Here is a 17,198-nt window from a genome sequence, read left to right on the forward strand (position 1 = left end):
TGAGGGAATGGGCCCGGACATCCGGACGTGGGAAAAGGCGCAGGCAGCGATCAACTGTAGGACTTTTCAGAGAAACGTTTCAGCAAGGCCTTGCAAGCTTGCCCCGCCTCGTTCGGCTTCCTAGTATCCCCTCGCCGTATTTGCGGTGTTTAGAGACCTTCTGAATGGACCTTCCCAGTTCATCGAATCAACCCTGTAGTACGCGCGCGTACGGCCCGTAGTCTCGGCGGCCATTGCCTGCCCTGTTCTTCGGCCCGTTCGAGTGCCGGAGAATGCCATGACCCATGTCCACAATGCTGTTTTCACCTTGGCTGCTCCCGCTGTTGCCAAAGCCTCACTGGCCGCCGACATCGCCCGTTATCTTGCCCTCATGCCAGTCGATTCGGCTCTTGAAAACCTGGAACAGGTGGAGCTGAAAGAGCGTGCTGAAGTGTTCGGCTACCTGCCACTGACGCGGCAAGTCGAGCTCACCGAAAACATGCCTCGCACCCAACTGGCCCGATTGGTCAGCGCCATGTCCGCCGATGAGCGGGTGGACCTTTTCCAACGCCTGGGTTCCAGCGTCCGCCAGCAGTTGCTGTCCGCCCTGGCCCAGGCGGAACGTGACGATCTGCTCCGACTCAGTGCCCATCAAGAGGGCACCGCAGGCGCGATCATGACCAGTGAATACTGCACCGTTGACAGTGCGATGACCGTCAGCGAGGCCATTGCCGCGTTGCGCGAGGGCGCGCCTCGGGCCGAAACCATCTACCAGGCCTATGTGGTGGACGAGCAGCGCCGTCTCACTGGCGTGTTGTCCCTGCGAGACCTGGTGTTGGCCGCGCCCGAGATGACGGTCGCCAGCCTGGCCTCGGCCCAGGTGATAAGCGCACCTGTGGACTGCCCCCAGGAACGGGTTGCCCGGCTTATCAACGATTACGATCTGCTCGCGCTGCCCATCCTGGACCCGCACGGACGGCTGGTGGGCATCGTCACCTGTGACGACGCCATGGATGTGGTGGTGGATGAGGCTACCGAAGACTTCCACAAGGGCGCGTCCATCGCTACCCACATTGGCAACCTGCGCGACGCCACCGTGGGGTTGCTCTACCGCAAGCGCGTCTTCTGGCTGGTGCTGCTGGTATTCGGCAATCTGTTCTCAGGCGCGGGCATCGCGGCCTTCGAAGACGTGATCGCCGCCAATATCGCCTTGGTCTTCTTCCTGCCGCTGCTGGTGGACAGCGGCGGAAACGCGGGCTCCCAGTCCGCCACCCTGATGGTTCGCGCCCTGGCCACGGGGGAGGTTGTGCTGCGCGACTGGGTTCGCCTGCTGGGGCGCGAATGCCTGGTCGCCCTGGCCCTGGGCGCGACCATGGCGGTGGCCGTGGCAGGTCTGGGCATACTGCGTGGCGGCCCGGCGATCGCCGCCATCGTGGCGAGCAGCATGGTGATCATCGTGATCCTGGGCAGCGTGATCGGCATGAGCCTGCCCTTCCTGCTCAGCCGCCTGCGCATGGACCCGGCCACCGCCAGCGGGCCGCTGATCACCTCCATCGCGGATGCGGCCGGGGTGCTGGTGTATTTCGCTATCGCTTCGCAGGTGCTGGACCTGTAAGCGGGGCTTCCACTGGTCGGCGTATCCTGGGGTGCAAGATCAAGCAGCACCCCAGGGTCCCTAGTGCCAGCCATACGCCTGGGAGCAACCACAGGCTGTGTTTTGCAAACAGCCCCAATAGAGCACTCAACGCGCCGCCGCCAATGAGTGTTAATGCATTGAGTATTGCCGCCGCCAGGCCAGCCCTGCCTGGCAGGCTGTTCATTGCGACCGTGGTGGCGGCGGGGCGTCCCAAAGTCACGCCCACGACCATCAGGCAACCACCGCTGAGCAGGCTGAACAACGTCATGCCGATCAGGCCATGAAGCAAAGTCATCAATGTGCCACCGGCCATGACCAAGGCAAGGGCGAAGCCCATTTGGGCGATCTCCGTGTACCGACTCGCCACGCGGCCGGCAATCACGCCGCCTGCCAGGTAGGCGCTTCCATAGGCAAGCATGGCGAAGCCATAGGCTGTACTGCTCCTATTGAGTTGCTCGAGGAAAATCAGGGGGGAAAGCACGATGAAACTGAAGTGAGCAGTGAACAACAGCATGGCCAGCAAGGCGGCGCAGGCGAAGTTGACCTTGTGTGTCAGGGCTTCGCATGCACCGAGGCGTTCCCCCCTGGTTTCAGACACGCCGCCTGGCAGGATCTTCGCCGCAAGCAGGGCCGCCAGGGCGCAGAGCCCGGCGAATACCCAGAAGCTCCCGCGCCAGCCCAACTGCCCTTCCAGTACCACGCCTGCAAGAGGCGAGAGCGAGATGAAGACGCCACTGGCAGTGTTTAGCCCTATACGTTGGCGGGTACGCTGGCGGGCGGGGTACAAGTCCTGTACCAGCGCGTGTACAAGGACCAAGCCTCCGCAGCCAAGGGCTTGCATGGCGCGCCAGAAAGTAAATCCAGTGAAGCTGCTGGCAAACGCACTGCCTAGCCCACCGACGGCGGCCATGCCCAGGCATGCCATTAGCAGCGACTTGCGGCCGTATCGATCCGAGACAGCGCCCACAATCAGTTGCGCGAGCGCTGCGAACATAGGAAACAGCGCCACATTGGCTACGAGTCGCTGGGTGCTGCTTTCAAAATGCAGCGCCATGGATGGAATCGAGGCGAGCATCACATCCATGGGAAATACACCAAGAAGCACAACCAGCAGGAGGAGAGGCATAACGGCCGGCATTGCAGACTCCCTACAAGAGGAAGCGGCAGCCTAAAAGCAAACCCCAGCGCAACGTGAGCTGAAAAGACCGTAGGAAAATTCTTGGAGTGTGTTTCCGCGCTGAGTGGTCGTGCTGAAGCGCAAAAAAAGAATCAGCCAGGAACCCACCCATCTGGATGATTCTTCAGTCAGGAAAAGTAGGCCCCAACGGCAAAATCACACACGCGCGTAGGGCGACGAATCGCCATGCCCCAAAGGCGGGGTGTGATCGGTCAAGGGGCAGCTGAATTCCTGCTCAATACAGCGAAGGCGCCATCCGCTTAACTATTAGGCAACAAGCGACACGTAATGCTCTTGATATAGCGCGTCTCCGGAATGGCCGGGTGTACGGGGTGGTCCGGGCCTTGCCCGCCGCGCTCCAGCAGCTGGATATTGCGGTCCAGGTGGCGGGCGCTGGTCAGCAGGATGTTCTGCAGGTCATCTTCAGGCAGGTGCATGGAGCAGGAGGCGCTGACCAGGATGCCATCCTTGCTCAGCAGCCGCATGGCCTGTTCATTCAGGCGGCGATAGGCGCCTTCACCGTTTTTCAGGTCTTTCTTGCGCTTGATGAAGGCGGGCGGGTCGGCCACGATCACATCGAAACGCTCTTCGGCGGCCTTGAGCTCTTTCAATGCTTCGAACACATCGCCTTCAACGCAGGTGACTTTTTCGGCGAAGCCATTGAGCGCCGCGTTGCGCTCCACGCCATCGAGGGCGAAGCCGGACGCATCCACGCAGAAGACCTCACTGGCGCCAAAGGCACCGGCTTGCACGCCCCAGCCGCCGATATAGCTGAACAGGTCCAGTACCCGCTTGCCTTTGACATAGGGCGCCAGGCGGGCACGGTTCATGCGGTGATCATAGAACCAACCGGTCTTCTGGCCTTCCATCACGGGCGCTTCGAACTTCACGCCGTTTTCTTCCAGGCCCACCCACTCCGGCACCACGCCGAACGGCGTTTCGACGTAGCGCTGCAAGCCCTCGGCATCACGCGCGGAGGAGTCGTTCTTGAACAGCACGCCGCTGGGCTTGAGCACTTGAATCAAGGCCGCCAGTACGTCGTCCTTATGGGCCTCCATGGTGGCCGAAGCCAGTTGCACGACCAGGATGTCACCGAAACGGTCCACCACCAGCCCTGGCAGCAAGTCCGAGTCACCGTAGACAAGGCGGTAGAAAGGCTTGTCGAACAGCCGTTCCCGCAAGGAGAGCGCCACGTTCAGGCGGTGCACCAGCAGCGACTTGTCGAGCACGATTCGCGCATCGCGCGATACCAGGCGGGCGCAGATCAGGTTGTTCGGGCTCACGGCCACCACGCCCAAAGGCTTGCCATTGGCCGCCTCCAGGATCGCCTGGCCGCCTGGCTGCAAGCTCTGCAGCGGCGTGGCGGCGACGTCCACCTCATTGCTGAAGACCCACAGATGGCCCGCGCGCAACCGACGGTCGGCGTTGGCTTTAAGACGTAGGCTTGGCAAGGACATGAGGGTGCTCCGGACAAAAAGAGCGTGATTATACCCGCAGCCGCGCCACACGGGCTTATTGCCGATGAAACCTGTGACAGGCTGTGCCCTGAGGAACTGAGCAGAAGGTAGAATCAGCGCATTGCGGAGTACCCTTCTTATGGCGCATGCGCTGACCCCTGAACAACTTGAGCAAACCCTGCAAGGCATCAGCGTGCCTGCCCAGCCCCAGATCCTGGTCGACCTGCAAATGGAGCTGTATATGCCCGACCCGGACCTGCCCGCTATCGGCCGACTGATCGCGCAGGACCCTGGCCTGGCCGGCGCGGTACTCAAGGTGACCAATAGCTTGACCGAAGGCGAGCGGCTTACTTGTATAAGGCAGGCCGTGGATACCCTGGGCGCGCCACTGGTGGCGGCCTTGATCGATGCGCAGTCCATCAAGGGCGAGATGAGCGATGAAACCATCGTTACCCTCAACCGGTTCTGGGACAACGCCCAGGATGTGGCCACCGCCAGTGCCGCACTGGCCCGGGAGTTCGAGGTGCCCGGCGAGGACGAGGCCTATGCGCTTGGCCTGCTCCACGACTGTGGCGTGCCGCTGATGCTCGGGCGTTTCCCGCAATACATGGCCCAGCTGGAAGCTGCCTATGCTGCCAGCATGGACGACCGTGTGGTGGATGCGGAAAACCGTGCCTACAACACCAACCATGCCGTGGTCGGGTACTACACAGCCCGGGCATGGCGGCTACCGGACAGATTGTGCGCGGCCATTGGCAATCATCACAATGCCTTGGCGGTTCTGGAGGCGAATCCTGGTCAGCACACCCCCTTGAAGAATCTGCTGGCGGTACTGAAGATGGCTGAGCATATAGGCCGCTCCCATCAGGTGATGGGCGCCCAGGTGGAGGATCACGAATGGAACCGCGTCGCAGACCTGGTGCTCGATTATGTAGGGTGCTCGGAATACGATTTCGATAACCTGCGCCAAACCTTGCGTGAAATGAGTGCCCGCTAACGTCAGCCCGCTGAGTTTCCAATGCCTGAACTACCTGAAGTCGAAACGACCCGTCGTGGCATAGCGCCCCATGTCCAGGGACAGCGCGTGTCTCGTGTCGTGGTCCGCGACGGTCGCTTGCGCTGGCCTGTCCCCGAAGACCTGGATGCGCGTCTTTCCGGGCAGCGTTTCGTATCGGTGGAGCGCAGGGCCAAGTACCTTTTGCTCAATGCCGAAGTGGGTACGCTTATCGCGCACCTTGGGATGTCGGGTAACCTGCGCCTGGTGCCGGTCGGCCAGCCGCCCTTGAAGCACGAGCACGTAGATATCGAACTGGAGTCAGGGCTGGCGCTTCGTTACACGGACCCTAGGCGCTTCGGTGCGATGCTCTGGAGCAGTGACCCTCACGCTCACGAACTGCTACGCGGCCTGGGGCCGGAGCCTCTGACCGATGCCTTCGACGGCCATCGCCTGTTCACGCTTTCACGCGGGCGAAGCGCGGCGATCAAGCCGTTCATCATGGATAACCAGGTGGTCGTGGGCGTCGGGAACATCTATGCCAGCGAAGCACTGTTCGCCGCGGGCATAGATCCACGCCGGGCCGCGGGGAATGTCTCCAAAGGGCGCTACCTGCGCCTGGCCGAAGAAATCAAGCGAATCCTGGCCTATGCCATTGAGCGCGGCGGCACTACCTTGCGCGACTTCATCGGCGGTGACGGCCAGCCAGGATACTTTCAGCAAGAGCTGTTCGTTTATGGCCGAGCTGGCGAGTACTGCAAAGTATGCGGTCGGATACTAAGAGAAATACGTCTTGGGCAGCGTGCCAGCGTATATTGTCCAGGTTGTCAGAAATGATGTCCCTAGCCTGACAGCCAGCGTTGCGCTGATATAGTTAACCAGACTTGCAGTCGCTTTCCCCCATTGGGGAAAAGGAAGCCTCATGACGCCGTTCCGTTCCCTAACGTCCGCCCTGGCGCTGGCCATGGCAATGACCAGTGTCTCGGTCGTGGCCGAGGTGTCCCAGAGCAATACCAGCGGTGATCCCGTCTACGACGTACAGGCACCACCCGCTTACGCGATGATTGGCGACCTGCTGGTAGCCCGGCCATTACTGATCGCAGCTACCGTCATTGGCACCGGCGTGTTCGTGGTGTCGCTGCCTTTCACCGCGCTTGGCGGCAACGTCAAGGCTGCTGGCAAGGCCCTGGTGGTCGATCCGGGCAGGGCCGCGTTCGTTCGCTGCCTGGGCTGCACTGAAAGCGGCTATCACCACGGGGATTGATCCATCAGGCCTGGCCGGTGATTCGGCGGTACTTGTCCATGAGCTGGTCGTGGGTCTCCGGATTGGCTTCATCCAGGGGGATGCAGTCCACCGGGCACACCTGTTGGCACTGGGGTTCGTCATAGTGCCCCACGCACTGGGTGCACAGGTTCGGGTCGATCACGTAGATCTCCTCCCCTTGAGAGATGGCGGCGTTCGGGCACTCGGGTTCGCAGACGTCGCAGTTGATGCAATCGTCGGTGATGATCAAAGACATGAAAACTCCGGCCCGGGCCGGCGCCAGGGCATGCTGAGACAATGCGCGCATTTTGCCCCAATCACCGGCGCCTTGCACGCCGGTGTGTCGGTTTCAGCCCTTGAAGCGCTGTTGCAGGGCATCCGCCACGGCCGGATGCACGAACTTGCTGATGTCACCGCCCAAAGCGGCGATTTCCCTGACCAATGTGGAGGAAATGAACGAATAGCGCTCGGAAGGGGTCAGGAACAGGCTTTCGATATCGGGAGCCAGCTGGCGGTTCATGTTCGCCAACTGGAATTCATATTCGAAATCGGAAACCGCCCGCAGGCCGCGTAGCAGTACGTTGGCGCCTTGCTCCTTGGCAAAGGCCGCCAGCAGTGTCGAAAAGCCAACCACCTCCACATTGGGCAGGTGACTGGTGACTTCCTTGGCCAGGGCCACTCGTTGATCCAGCGCGAACAACGGGTTCTTCTTGGGGCTGGCGGCCACTGCGATCACCACAGTGTCAAACAGGCGCGACGCCCGTTCGACCAGATCGCCATGGCCCTTGGTAATAGGGTCGAAGGTGCCTGGATACAACACTCGATTCATCGCCAGATCCTGAAAAGGAAGCCGTTAGGGACTCGGATGGTAGCGCAGCCGGGCGCACAGGCGCCAGCAGGTGAGTACGCAGGGGCTGACAAGCCTCAGTGAGCAGCGGCCAGCAGGCCGGCCGGCGTAGGGTTGGCGAGAAAGGAGCGCACGTCCATGCCCGTGCTGTAGCGCAGGCTCAGTTCGTACACGATACGCAATACCTGGATGGAGTCCCCGCCAAGCTCGAAGAAGTTGTCCTGATCGTTGACCACATCCACGTGCAGGTATTTCTTCCACAATCCGATGACATCGTCCCGCGATACATTCATCACTGCCTCATTCGCGTGAAAGTCCGAGCTGAACGCACGCTAGTGCTGGCATTGCGCCACGTCAAGATCTGTTTGGGCTTCTATTCGCAAATCGCAAAAACAGTCAGGCTTGCTCGCCTGTGTCACTATGCTCATACCTCGAATAGCCGCGCCGAGACATGCCATGAGGGCCAGTCAGAAAACCCGCCAACTCATCGCCTTCACCGGCCTTGCGTTATTCAATGAGCACGGTGAGCGCAGCGTGAGCACCAATCACATCGCCGCAGCGGCAGACATGTCGCCTGGTAATCTCTATTACCATTTTAGTAACAAGCAAGAGATCGTGGCGCTGCTGTTTTCTGACTATCAGGCACAGGTCAAGCGAGCACTGAAGCTTGATCCGCTTTCGGATCAGGGCATGCCTGGATTGCGAAATTGTGTTGAAGGGGTCATCGCGGCCATCTGGGACTACCGTTTCATCTACCGGGACCTTGAGCATCTGCTTCAGGCTGATCAAGAGCTGGCGCTCCAACATAGAGCGTTTTCAGCCGCTTGCCTGCGTGAGGGGCGCAAGCTTCTTGAAGCGCTCTGCAACTGCCAGATCCTCATCATGACCGGGCAGGAGCAGCAAACCGTGGCGATCAATGCATGGTTGATCCTTACGTCCTGGGTTCGTTACCTGCAAACGACCTTGCCCGGACCCGCGCGGTTGACGGTGCCGGCAGTACGGCGGGGTGCCTGGCAAGCCTTGAGTCTGCTCCAGGGGTTCGTGACTCCGACGGCCAGGCCGGCCTTTGCCGAGCTGATGCTGAGCTTTCGGGGTGTCGACCAACCCGAGCGCCCAGGCCCTCCAGTCGCCCTGGCCGCTGGAACTTAGGCCTGAACCACGGATCAATCGAGCATTTCCTGGGAAACCTGCCATGCCTATCGCGCAACTCATTACGCCTACCGCCCTGTACCAGCGGCTCGAGGAACCTGGATTGGTGATTCTCGATTGCCGGGCTTCACTCGAGGACCTGGACTATGGCCGACGCAGCTATGCCCAAGGTCATATTGAAGGCGCGCGCCTGGCTGACCTTGAACGAGACCTGAGTGGCAAGGTGGTCAAGAACGTCACCGGACGCCATCCGTTGCCCAGCCCTGGGTATCTGCTGGAGCGCTTTCAGGATTGGGGCATCGATGCCGATTCCGACGTTGTGCTCTATGACGACGGCCCAGGCATCTATGCCGCGCGGGCATGGTGGCTACTGGTCTGGCTCGGTAAGCGTAACGGCCTTTACCTGCTCGATGGGGGCCTCAAGGCATGGCACCGGGCCTGCGGCGCGCTAAGTCTGAACCCCCCTTCCACCAAGCGCGGGCATCTGAGCGGCAAACCTGACCCAGACCTGGTTGCGACCGCCCAGCAGGTCCATGATCAGCTCGGACAGGACCGGCTTGTACTACTCGATGCTCGGGCCCAGGCGCGCTTCGACGGCGAAGTCGAACCCATCGATCCTGTGGCGGGACACATACCCGGCGCCCATTGCCTGGATTTCAACCGGAATCTGGGCCCGGACGGTACCTTCCTGCCGGCCGAGGAACTGCGCAAACGTTTCGAGCCCTACCTGTCCTTGAAAGGGGATACCGCACAGCTGGTAGCCTATTGCGGCTCTGGTGTCACCGCCTGCCACAACCTGTTCGCCATGTGTCTGGCAGGGCTGCCCCTGGCGCGCCTGTACGCCGGCTCCTGGAGCGAGTGGATCACCGACCCGCAGCGCCCGGTGGAAGTCACGACGGGCGATGTCAGGCCGGGTTGAGGGCGCGCTCGCCCAGCCACTGGGGAATCCGGCGTTCAAGGTAATAACCGGGACGCCGCAGGCTTCCCTCCACGAAGCCAACGTGGCCACCACGGCGGTGCCGCTCGAAGGTAGTAGTCGGTGACAGTTCGCTGGCTTCGGGCAGGCTGTGACGAAACACGAACGGGTCGTCTTCGGCCTGGATGAGCAGGCAAGGGCGTTCGATACCTGACAGGAAGTAGCGACTGGACGCTCGGCGGTAATAATCCTGCGCGTCCTTGAAGCCGTGCAGCGGCGCGGTGATGCGGCCGTCGAAATCCCAGAAAGTGCGTATGCCTTGGAGTGGGCCCAAGGCAGCCAAGGCTTCCACGTGGTGCGCATGGCCCTGCTGCTCGAAGCGCTGGCGCTTGTGCTGAAGGTAACCAAGCATTTCCTTCATGAAATGCGCCTGATAGATGCGTGAAAAGCCTAGGCCGATACGGTCCGCGCATTGGTCGAGACGGAAGGGTACCGACACGGCCGCCCCAGCCTGCAATGGGCAGCCTGCCCCGGTCTCGCCCATGTATTTGAGCAGGATATTCCCACCCAGGGAGTAGCCGACCGCGTAGAGCGGCGCCAGGGGGCGGCGCGCCTTGAACTGGGCGATGACATCGGCCAGGTCCTCGCTGGCCCCCGAGTGGTAGCTTCGCGGCAGAAGGTTGGGCTCGCCCGAACAGCCCCGCCAGTTGAGAGCCGCACTGGCCCAGCCTTGGCGCGCCAGGGCCTGTTGCAGCCCGACGACATAGGGTGAATTCGATGAGCCTGTAAGGCCATGCAACACCATTACCAGCGGGGCTTGGGTGTCATGAGGGCCGTGCCAGTCGATATCAAGGAAGTCGCCATCGGGCAGCCATAACCGCTCGCGGGTTCGCTCCAGCGCAGGCGCGTTGCGCCAGAGCGGCCCCCACAGGGTTTGCAGGTGCGGGTTCGCCAGGCCCCGGGCGGGGCGGAAGGGCTCGCCTGGCGCCGTGTCGAGGTTCATCGCGCCGGGCTCACTCAGCCGTGGCCCAGAGCGCGTAATACACCTGGCCGGCCTGTTTTTCCCGATGCAGGCGCCAGCGAGCGGGCAGGCCCAAGGAAGACGGAGGCGTTTCGCTCTCGGTATAGACCCAGGCGCGCTCGGCCAGCCAGCCCTTGCCATCGAGCAGGGCGCATACCGGGGCCAGCAGGTTCTGGTGGAACGGCGGATCGAGGAAAACCAGGTCGAAGGGATGCGCGGGCTGGTTTTCCAGATAGCGCACCGCATCGGCCTGCAATAGCTGCCCTACGGGGCATTTGAGCAGGGCAAGGTTATCGCGAAGGCTGGCAATGGCAACGGCGTTGTTGTCCAGCGCCAAGCCCATGGCAGCACCCCTGGAAAGTGCTTCAAGATACAGCGCGCCGCTCCCGGCGAAGGGGTCGAGCACCCGTGCGCCAGCCACATAGGGGGCCAGCCAGTTGAACAGGGTTTCCCGTACCCGATCAGGCGTAGGCCGCAGCCCCGGGCCGTCGGGGAAGCTGACCTTGCGGCTGCGCCACTCGCCGCCGATGATGCGGAGTTGACCCTGGCCGCCACGGGGGCCGGATTTGGCAGGTTGAATGGCCATTAGTGCTCCGGAATGCCGAGCGCAGGCTCGGTCGGGTTATCGGTTGGAGGGGGCAGAGCATCTTGCGCCACGGTCGGCCCTACGGTCACCACCGTCATCTTGTCTGCATCGAGATGACGATTCATGGCGCTCTTGACCTGTTCCACGGTCAGCTTCTGAGACTGGGCCATGAAATCCTCCAGGTAGGAAGCTGGCAGGTCGTAGAAGCCCATGCTGCCCAGTTGCCCGGCGATGCTCTCGTTGCTGGCATTGGACAATGGGAAGCTTCCGGCAAGTTCCTTCTTGGCGGCGGCCAGCTCCGCTTCGGAGGGGCCATCGCGGAGGTAGTCATGAAGCACCCGACGAACCAGCTCCAGGGTGCCTTCGCTAACCGATGCCCGGGTTTGCAGGCTGATCAGGAAGGGGCCCTGAACCTGCATCGGCGAGAAACCGGAAGACACGCCATAGGCCAGGCCCCGCTTTTCGCGGACCTCGTTCATCAGGCGTGTGCCGAAGCCGCCACCGCCGAGGATCTGATTGCCCAGGGTGAGCGCGACATGGTCCGGATTCTTGCGTTCAACGCCCAACTGGCCAATTAGCAGGTGGGTCTGCTTGGAAGGGAATTCGATATGGGTAGCGCCGGGCGCCTGCGAAACGGCCGCAGGCAGCGCTGGCAAGGCAGAGCCGGCCGGCAGCGCCTGGGATACCTGCTCGGCCAAGGCTTCGGCCTGGGCGCGGTCGAGGTCGCCCACCAGGGCTATAACGGCGTTGCCGGCAGCATAGGCCTGCTTGTGGAAGGCTTTCATCTGCGCCACGGTGATGGCCTGCACCGACGCAGCCGTCCCTTGGGTGTCGTGAGCATAGGGATGGGGGCCGTAGAGCTTGCTCATGAACGCCAGGCTGGCCAGGCGGCCTGGGCTCTGTTTCTGGTATTCGAAGCTGGCCAGCAGTTGGTTCTTGATGCGGGTGACCGAGGCAGCCGGGAAGGTGGGCTGCCCGATCACCTGGGTGAACAGCGCCATGGCCGGCACGCGCCTGGCTTCATCGACCAGGCTGCGCAAGCTCACCACGGCCATGTCACGGTATGAGCCATTGCCGAAGTCGGCGCCCAAGCCTTCGAAACCACGAGCGATGGCGTCAACGTCCTTGCCTGGCACGCCTTCATTGAGCATGGCGTTGGTCATCAGCGCCAGCCCGGGATGCTGCCCGTCACGGGCGCTACCAGCGGCGAAAGTCACGCGCAGGTCGAACATGGGCAACTCGTGGGCTTCGACGAAAAGAACCCGTGACCCAGCGCGGGTGACCCAGCGCTGCACATTCAATTGGCGGTAGGTCGGGGTGGCGGCCTCGGCGCTGGCCAGGGTCTCCAGCCGGGGCGCTGAGGTAGCAGGCGCCGCCTCTGCATGAGCGACGCCGTGGCCGGCCATGAGCAGTGCCAGCAGCCATGGGGTAACGGGGCGCTTACTCATGATCAGCCTCCGGAAGAACGTGGGCGACGGTGAGTCGGTCGCGGCTGAAGTAGGTTTGCGCGGCCTGGCGGATATCGGCCGGCGTGACCTGGCCGAGGGCCTGGACCTCGCTGTCGAGCAGGGTCCAGGGCAGCCCGGCGGTTTCCAACTGACCGATGGCCGTGGCCTGGGAGGTGATCGAGTCTTGGTCGTAGACCAGCCCGGCGATGTATTGCACGCGGACCCGTTCCAGTTCCTCGGCCGACGGCGCGGTGCGCTTGAGTTCGTCGAGCAGCCCCCAGAGCGCCTTCTCGGCAGCGGCCACTGTCTTGCCTTTCTCGGTGTTGGGGGTGGCCGAGAGGATGAACAGGCTATCGCCACGATTGTAAGCGTCGTAGCTGGCCGAGGCTCCGGTCACTACTTCGGCGCCGCGTTCGAGTCGCGCGGCCATGCGGGCGCTGTAGCCGCCATCGAGCAAGGCCACCAGCAAGCGCAGCGCGGAGACCGAGCGAGGGTCGGTGGCTGTTGCCGCGCCCGGGACGTTGAACGCCATCAGCACGCTTGGCAGTTGTGTGCGTACCCGCAGCGTCAGCCGCCGTTCGCCAGGTTGGGCCAGTTCGACCGGACGCTTGGCCGCCGGTACTGGCCGTTGCGGGATGGGGCCGAAGAAACGCTCGGCCAAAGCCTTGACCTCCTCTGGCTGCACGTCGCCCACGACCACCAGGGTGGCGTTATTGGGGGCGTACCAGGTGCGATACCAGGCGCGCAGGTCATCGATGGTCATGCGCTGCAGGTCGACCATCCAGCCGATGGTCGGCGTGCGGTATCCCGACGACGGATAGGCGGCCGCCTTGAACAGCTCGAAGGCTTTCTGCGCGGGCTTGTCCTCGGTGCGCAGGCGGCGCTCTTCCTTGATCACCTCGATCTCCCGGGTGAACTCCGCCGGGGGCAGGGCAAGGGTAGCCATGCGATCGGCTTCCATTTCCAAGGCCACGGCCAGCCGATCCTTTGCAAGGACCTGGTAATAAGCCGTGTAATCGTCGCTGGTGAAAGCGTTCTCGTCCGCGCCCAGGTCGCGCAGTACCCGCGAGGCCTCGCCGGGGCCGAGCTTGCTGCTGCCCTTGAACATCATATGTTCCAGGGCATGGGACAGGCCCGTGTGGCCCGGCCCCTCGTAGCTCGAGCCCACCTTGTACCAGAGCTGCGAAACCACCACCGGCGCGCGGTGATCCTCGCGCACGATGATCTTCAGGCCGTTGGCGAGCTGGTATTCATGGGTGGGTTGAGCGGCCAGCGCAACGGTGGCCATGGAACAGCAGGCCAGGCTGGCCAGCCAGCTGGCGAAGCGGCGGGTGTGAGCGGTCATTTTCACTACGGAACCTGTACGGATGCCCCCTGGCCTTAGCGTCGGCGGGCGAGGAGGTGCTAGGATACTGATCCGCCCGGTGGACGGCCACGCCTGTGGCCATGCTTTGCCAAGCGTCTCGGCGCAAAATGTTGCACGAACGCGCCGGGCGAAAAAAGGTCTGTTCTGCGACCTCCAGTTTCCCCGAAGCGCCCCGGCTGGCGCTTCGCTACCTTGAGATAGCCGCCCTTCATGTTTGGTTCCAGTGACGATAAGAAGACCCCGGCCCAGGCCGGTGAGAAAAGAGGCCTGTTCGGCTGGCTGCGCAAGAAGCCGCAGGAGCCTGCTCCACAGCCTGTGGCCGAGCCTGCCCTGGCGAACGCTCCTGACGCCGCCGAAGTGGACGTCGAGCGTGCCGTGGAACTTGCCCCCGAGCCAACGCTGACCACCGAGGCGTCGGATTCAGTCCCGGCGCAAGTGGCGCCTGAAACCACGGCGCCCGAGCCACGGCTGGAGTTGCCGGTACCGGAAGAGCCGGTTGGCATCGCTCCAGAGCCGGAGCCCGCGCCGCTGCCGCCGCCCACGCCGGTGCAGGCCGCCCAGGCGGCCCAGGCCCTGATCCCCGCGGCGCCTGAACCTGCCATGCCTGCGTTCGAGCCGCAGATCGCGCCCCCAGCGCCCGTGGCTGGCGAGGCTACCAAGGTAGGCTTCTTCGCCCGGCTCAAGCAGGGGTTGAGCAAGACCAGCGCCAGTATCGGCGAAGGCATGGCCAGCCTCTTCCTTGGCCGGAAGGCCATCGACGATGACCTGCTCGACGAAATCGAAACCCGTCTGCTGACCGCCGACGTGGGCGTCGAGGCCACCTCGGTGATCATTCGCAATCTTACCCAGAAGGTGGCGCGCAAGCAGTTGACCGATGCCCAGGCGCTCTACACCTCCCTGCAGGGCGAACTAGCGGACATGCTGCGCCCCGTGGAGCAGCCCTTGGTCGTACAGGCGCAGAACAAGCCGTTCGTGATCCTGGTGGTGGGTGTCAATGGCGCCGGCAAGACCACCACTATCGGCAAATTGGCCGCGCGCTTCCAACGCGAGGGGAAGAAAGTCATGCTGGCCGCCGGCGATACTTTCCGCGCCGCCGCCGTAGAGCAGTTGCAGGTCTGGGGTGAGCGCAATAATGTGCCGGTGATCGCCCAGCATACAGGTGCCGACTCCGCCTCGGTCATCTTCGATGCGCTGCAAGCCGCCCGCTCCCGGGGTATCGATGTGCTGATCGCCGATACGGCCGGCCGCCTGCACACCAAGGACAATCTCATGGAGGAGCTGAAGAAAGTACGCCGGGTCATGGGCAAGCTGGATGAAGCCGCGCCCCATGAGGTGCTGCTGGTGCTCGACGCGGGCACTGGCCAGAACGCGATCAACCAGGCCAAGCACTTCAACCAGTCGGTGGCCCTCACGGGCCTGGCCCTGACCAAGCTGGACGGCACCGCCAAGGGTGGGGTTATCTTCGCCCTGGCCAAGCAGTTCGGCCTGCCGATTCGTTACATCGGGGTAGGCGAGGGGATCGACGACCTGCGCACCTTCGAGGCCGAGCCCTTCGTCAAGGCCCTGTTCGCCGAGCGGGAGGGTGCATGATCCGCTTCGAGCAGGTGGGCAAGCGCTACGCCAATGGCCACGTGGGCCTGCATGAGCTGAGCTTCCGCGTGCGTCGAGGTGAATTCCTTTTTGTAACCGGTCATTCGGGCGCGGGCAAAAGCACCCTGCTGCGCCTGTTGCTGGCCATGGAGCGTCCCACCAGCGGCAAGTTGCTGCTGGCCGGTCAGGACCTGGGGCAGATCAGCAACGCACAGATCCCGTTCCTGCGTCGGCAGATCGGCGTGGTGTTTCAGAACCACCAGTTGCTGTTCGATCGTACCGTGTTCAACAACGTGGCCTTGCCGCTGCAGATCCTGGGCCTGTCCAAGGCCGAGATCGCCAAGCGGGTAGACGCGGCCCTGGAGCGAGTATCCCTTGGCGACAAGGGCGAACTTTTTCCGGGCGACCTTTCCACTGGTCAGCAACAACGGGTGGGCATTGCCCGGGCCATCGTGCACAAGCCGGCCTTGCTGCTGGCCGATGAGCCCACTGGCAACCTGGACCCGCGCCTGGCCGCGGAAATCATGGGCGTATTCGAAGATATCAACCGGTTGGGCACCAGCGTGCTGATCGCCAGCCATGATCTGGCACTGATCGCACGCATGCGCCATCGCATGCTCACCTTGCAGCGAGGTCGCCTGATCGGCGATGGGGAGGCAGGCCAATGAGCGCCACACGTAGCCCTAAGGTATCGGACCGGGTCGCGCCCAAGCCCGCTGATCCGGCGCCGAAGAAACCGCGTCGCCAGGACGAAGACGAGGGTCCGGATTTTGGCACCCTGTTTCACGCCTGGCTGGAAAGTCACAGGGCCAGCCTGGCCGACAGCCTCAAGCGTCTCGGAAGGCAGCCCATCGGCAGCTTCTTCACCTGCATGGTGATGGCGGTCGCCTTGAGCCTGCCCATGGGGTTGTCGTTGCTGCTCAAGAATGTGGAGCGCCTTGGGGGTTCCTGGCAGCGGGCCGCGCAGATTTCCCTTTATATGCGCATGGACGCTGGAACACGGGAAGGCGAGTCCCTTGTAGGGCAGGTGAAGGGGCTGGCGGGCGTCGCGGACGCCGAATTCATCAGCCGCGACAAGGCTCTGGAAAGCTTCCAGCAGCAGTCCGGTCTGGGCGAGGCGCTGAAGGAACTGCCAGACAATCCCTTGCCGGGCGTCGTGGTGGTAACCCCCCTGGAGGTCGACAAGCCCGCTCTTGAAGCCCTGCGTGAACAACTGGCGCAACTGCCGAACGTGGAGCAGGCCCAGCTGGACCTGGTCTGGGTGGAACGCCTGGCGGCTATCCTGAAGCTGGGGGACCGTTTCGTCTTCGGTCTGGCGGTACTGCTGATCTCCGCCTTGCTGCTGGTGATCGGTAATACCATTCGGCTGCATATCGAGAACCGCCGCAACGAGATCGAGGTCATTAAATTGGTGGGCGGCACGGATGCCTATGTAAGACGGCCGTTCCTCTACATGGGCGCGCTTTATGGGGTCGGTGCCGGCTTGCTCGCCTGGGCAGTGCTTGCCTTCGGACTGGACTGGCTCAATGGCGCCGTGACCAACCTGGCCGGGCTGTACGGTAGCGATTTTGCCCTGGCCGGAGTTCCCGGGGCAGACGGGGTATCGCTCTTGCTAGGGGCGGTATTGTTAGGGTATATCGGTGCATGGATTGCAGTGGCGAGGCACCTTCGGGAGCTGGCGCCACGCTGATCGAATTTTTGGCGCCAGTGGATCGTGCACCGGAACTCGTCTCCGGCAGCGTGGTCTATTGGGTCGGCGCTCACAAGG

18 protein-coding genes are annotated in these 17,198 nt (G+C 62.9%); 9 read left to right on the top strand and 9 right to left on the bottom strand.

Translation table 11 applies throughout. The annotated features are described in order from the left end of the window. Window positions 1-277: 277 nt before the first annotated feature. A complete protein-coding gene (gene mgtE / locus BN1188_RS01935; protein WP_084596128.1) occupies window positions 278-1,594 on the top strand; it encodes a magnesium transporter in 1,317 nt (438 codons plus the stop codon). On the opposite strand, the gene BN1188_RS01940 is transcribed toward mgtE, so the two are convergent. After that, a complete protein-coding gene (locus tag BN1188_RS01940; protein ID WP_052469117.1) occupies window positions 1,566-2,753 on the bottom strand; it encodes an MFS transporter in 1,188 nt (395 codons plus the stop codon). The genes mgtE and BN1188_RS01940 overlap by 29 nt on opposite strands. A 299-nt stretch (window positions 2,754-3,052) precedes the next feature. After that, window positions 3,053-4,249: a class I SAM-dependent rRNA methyltransferase gene (locus BN1188_RS01945; RefSeq protein ID WP_040259520.1), complete on the bottom strand. Its 1,197-nt coding sequence runs from the start codon at window positions 4,247-4,249 to the stop codon at window positions 3,053-3,055. A gap of 139 nt (window positions 4,250-4,388) precedes the next feature. On the opposite strand from BN1188_RS01945, the gene BN1188_RS01950 reads away from it, so the two are divergent. From BN1188_RS01950 to BN1188_RS01960, 3 genes are all read left to right on the top strand, one after another. Next, window positions 4,389-5,246, top strand: coding sequence for an HDOD domain-containing protein (locus tag BN1188_RS01950; protein WP_040259522.1), 858 nt, complete (start codon window positions 4,389-4,391; stop codon window positions 5,244-5,246). Between the two features lie 21 nt (window positions 5,247-5,267). After that, the gene (gene mutM, locus BN1188_RS01955; RefSeq protein WP_040259523.1) at window positions 5,268-6,080 is read left to right on the top strand and encodes a bifunctional DNA-formamidopyrimidine glycosylase/DNA-(apurinic or apyrimidinic site) lyase; all 813 of its coding nucleotides are present in this window, start codon (window positions 5,268-5,270) and stop codon (window positions 6,078-6,080) included. A gap of 85 nt (window positions 6,081-6,165) precedes the next feature. Further along, a complete protein-coding gene (locus tag BN1188_RS01960) occupies window positions 6,166-6,507 on the top strand; it encodes a hypothetical protein (protein ID WP_040259524.1) in 342 nt (113 codons plus the stop codon). A 4-nt stretch (window positions 6,508-6,511) separates the two neighbouring features. Here BN1188_RS01960 and BN1188_RS01965 read toward each other — a convergent pair whose 3' ends face one another. The 3 genes from BN1188_RS01965 to BN1188_RS01975 all read right to left on the bottom strand — a co-directional run bounded on the left by BN1188_RS01965 (window position 6,512) and on the right by BN1188_RS01975 (window position 7,647). Then, on the bottom strand, window positions 6,512-6,763 hold the full coding sequence (locus BN1188_RS01965; RefSeq protein WP_040259525.1) for a YfhL family 4Fe-4S dicluster ferredoxin: 252 nt from the start codon (window positions 6,761-6,763) through the stop codon (window positions 6,512-6,514). Between the two features lie 93 nt (window positions 6,764-6,856). Continuing rightward, window positions 6,857-7,336 (bottom strand): pantetheine-phosphate adenylyltransferase, encoded by a 480-nt coding sequence (coaD, locus tag BN1188_RS01970; RefSeq protein WP_040259526.1) that lies wholly within the window; start codon window positions 7,334-7,336, stop codon window positions 6,857-6,859. Window positions 7,337-7,431: 95 nt separating this feature from the next. Further along, a complete protein-coding gene (locus BN1188_RS01975; protein WP_040259528.1) occupies window positions 7,432-7,647 on the bottom strand; it encodes an acyl carrier protein in 216 nt (71 codons plus the stop codon). A 163-nt stretch (window positions 7,648-7,810) separates the two neighbouring features. On the opposite strand from BN1188_RS01975, the gene BN1188_RS01980 reads away from it, so the two are divergent. Both BN1188_RS01980 and BN1188_RS01985 read left to right on the top strand, forming a co-directional pair. Further along, on the top strand, window positions 7,811-8,503 hold the full coding sequence (locus BN1188_RS01980; protein ID WP_084596129.1) for a TetR/AcrR family transcriptional regulator: 693 nt from the start codon (window positions 7,811-7,813) through the stop codon (window positions 8,501-8,503). Between the two features lie 43 nt (window positions 8,504-8,546). Then, on the top strand, window positions 8,547-9,422 hold the full coding sequence (locus BN1188_RS01985) for a sulfurtransferase (protein ID WP_040259529.1): 876 nt from the start codon (window positions 8,547-8,549) through the stop codon (window positions 9,420-9,422). Here BN1188_RS01985 and BN1188_RS01990 read toward each other — a convergent pair. The 4 genes from BN1188_RS01990 to BN1188_RS02005 are packed head-to-tail and all read right to left on the bottom strand — an operon-like array spanning window position 9,409 to window position 13,819. Continuing rightward, window positions 9,409-10,422 carry a hydrolase gene (locus BN1188_RS01990; RefSeq protein WP_040259530.1) on the bottom strand — a complete coding sequence of 338 codons (1,014 nt, stop codon included), beginning with the start codon at window positions 10,420-10,422 and terminating at the stop codon, window positions 9,409-9,411. The genes BN1188_RS01985 and BN1188_RS01990 overlap by 14 nt on opposite strands. A gap of 10 nt (window positions 10,423-10,432) precedes the next feature. Then, entirely contained in the window at window positions 10,433-11,026 is a 594-nt protein-coding gene (gene rsmD / locus BN1188_RS01995; RefSeq protein WP_040259531.1) for a 16S rRNA (guanine(966)-N(2))-methyltransferase RsmD, read from the bottom strand. Further along, window positions 11,026-12,474 (bottom strand): M16 family metallopeptidase, encoded by a 1,449-nt coding sequence (locus tag BN1188_RS02000; protein WP_040259532.1) that lies wholly within the window; start codon window positions 12,472-12,474, stop codon window positions 11,026-11,028. Before BN1188_RS02000 ends, rsmD begins: the two co-directional genes overlap by 1 nt. Then, window positions 12,467-13,819, bottom strand: coding sequence for a M16 family metallopeptidase (locus BN1188_RS02005; protein WP_040259534.1), 1,353 nt, complete (start codon window positions 13,817-13,819; stop codon window positions 12,467-12,469). The genes BN1188_RS02000 and BN1188_RS02005 overlap by 8 nt, the downstream gene beginning before the upstream one ends. A 231-nt stretch (window positions 13,820-14,050) precedes the next feature. On the opposite strand from BN1188_RS02005, the gene ftsY reads away from it, so the two are divergent. The 3 genes from ftsY to ftsX are packed head-to-tail and all read left to right on the top strand — an operon-like array spanning window position 14,051 to window position 17,120. Further along, the gene (gene ftsY, locus BN1188_RS02010) at window positions 14,051-15,430 is read left to right on the top strand and encodes a signal recognition particle-docking protein FtsY (RefSeq protein WP_040259536.1); all 1,380 of its coding nucleotides are present in this window, start codon (window positions 14,051-14,053) and stop codon (window positions 15,428-15,430) included. After that, window positions 15,427-16,098 (top strand): cell division ATP-binding protein FtsE, encoded by a 672-nt coding sequence (gene ftsE / locus BN1188_RS02015; RefSeq protein ID WP_040259538.1) that lies wholly within the window; start codon window positions 15,427-15,429, stop codon window positions 16,096-16,098. Before ftsY ends, ftsE begins: the two co-directional genes overlap by 4 nt. Beyond that, on the top strand, window positions 16,095-17,120 hold the full coding sequence (ftsX, locus tag BN1188_RS02020) for a permease-like cell division protein FtsX (RefSeq protein ID WP_040259539.1): 1,026 nt from the start codon (window positions 16,095-16,097) through the stop codon (window positions 17,118-17,120). The genes ftsE and ftsX overlap by 4 nt, the downstream gene beginning before the upstream one ends. The last annotated feature ends 78 nt before the right edge of the window (window positions 17,121-17,198 follow it).

This window comes from Pseudomonas massiliensis (assembly GCF_000826105.1).
In the GTDB taxonomy this organism is placed as follows: domain Bacteria; phylum Pseudomonadota; class Gammaproteobacteria; order Pseudomonadales; family Pseudomonadaceae; genus Aquipseudomonas; species Aquipseudomonas massiliensis.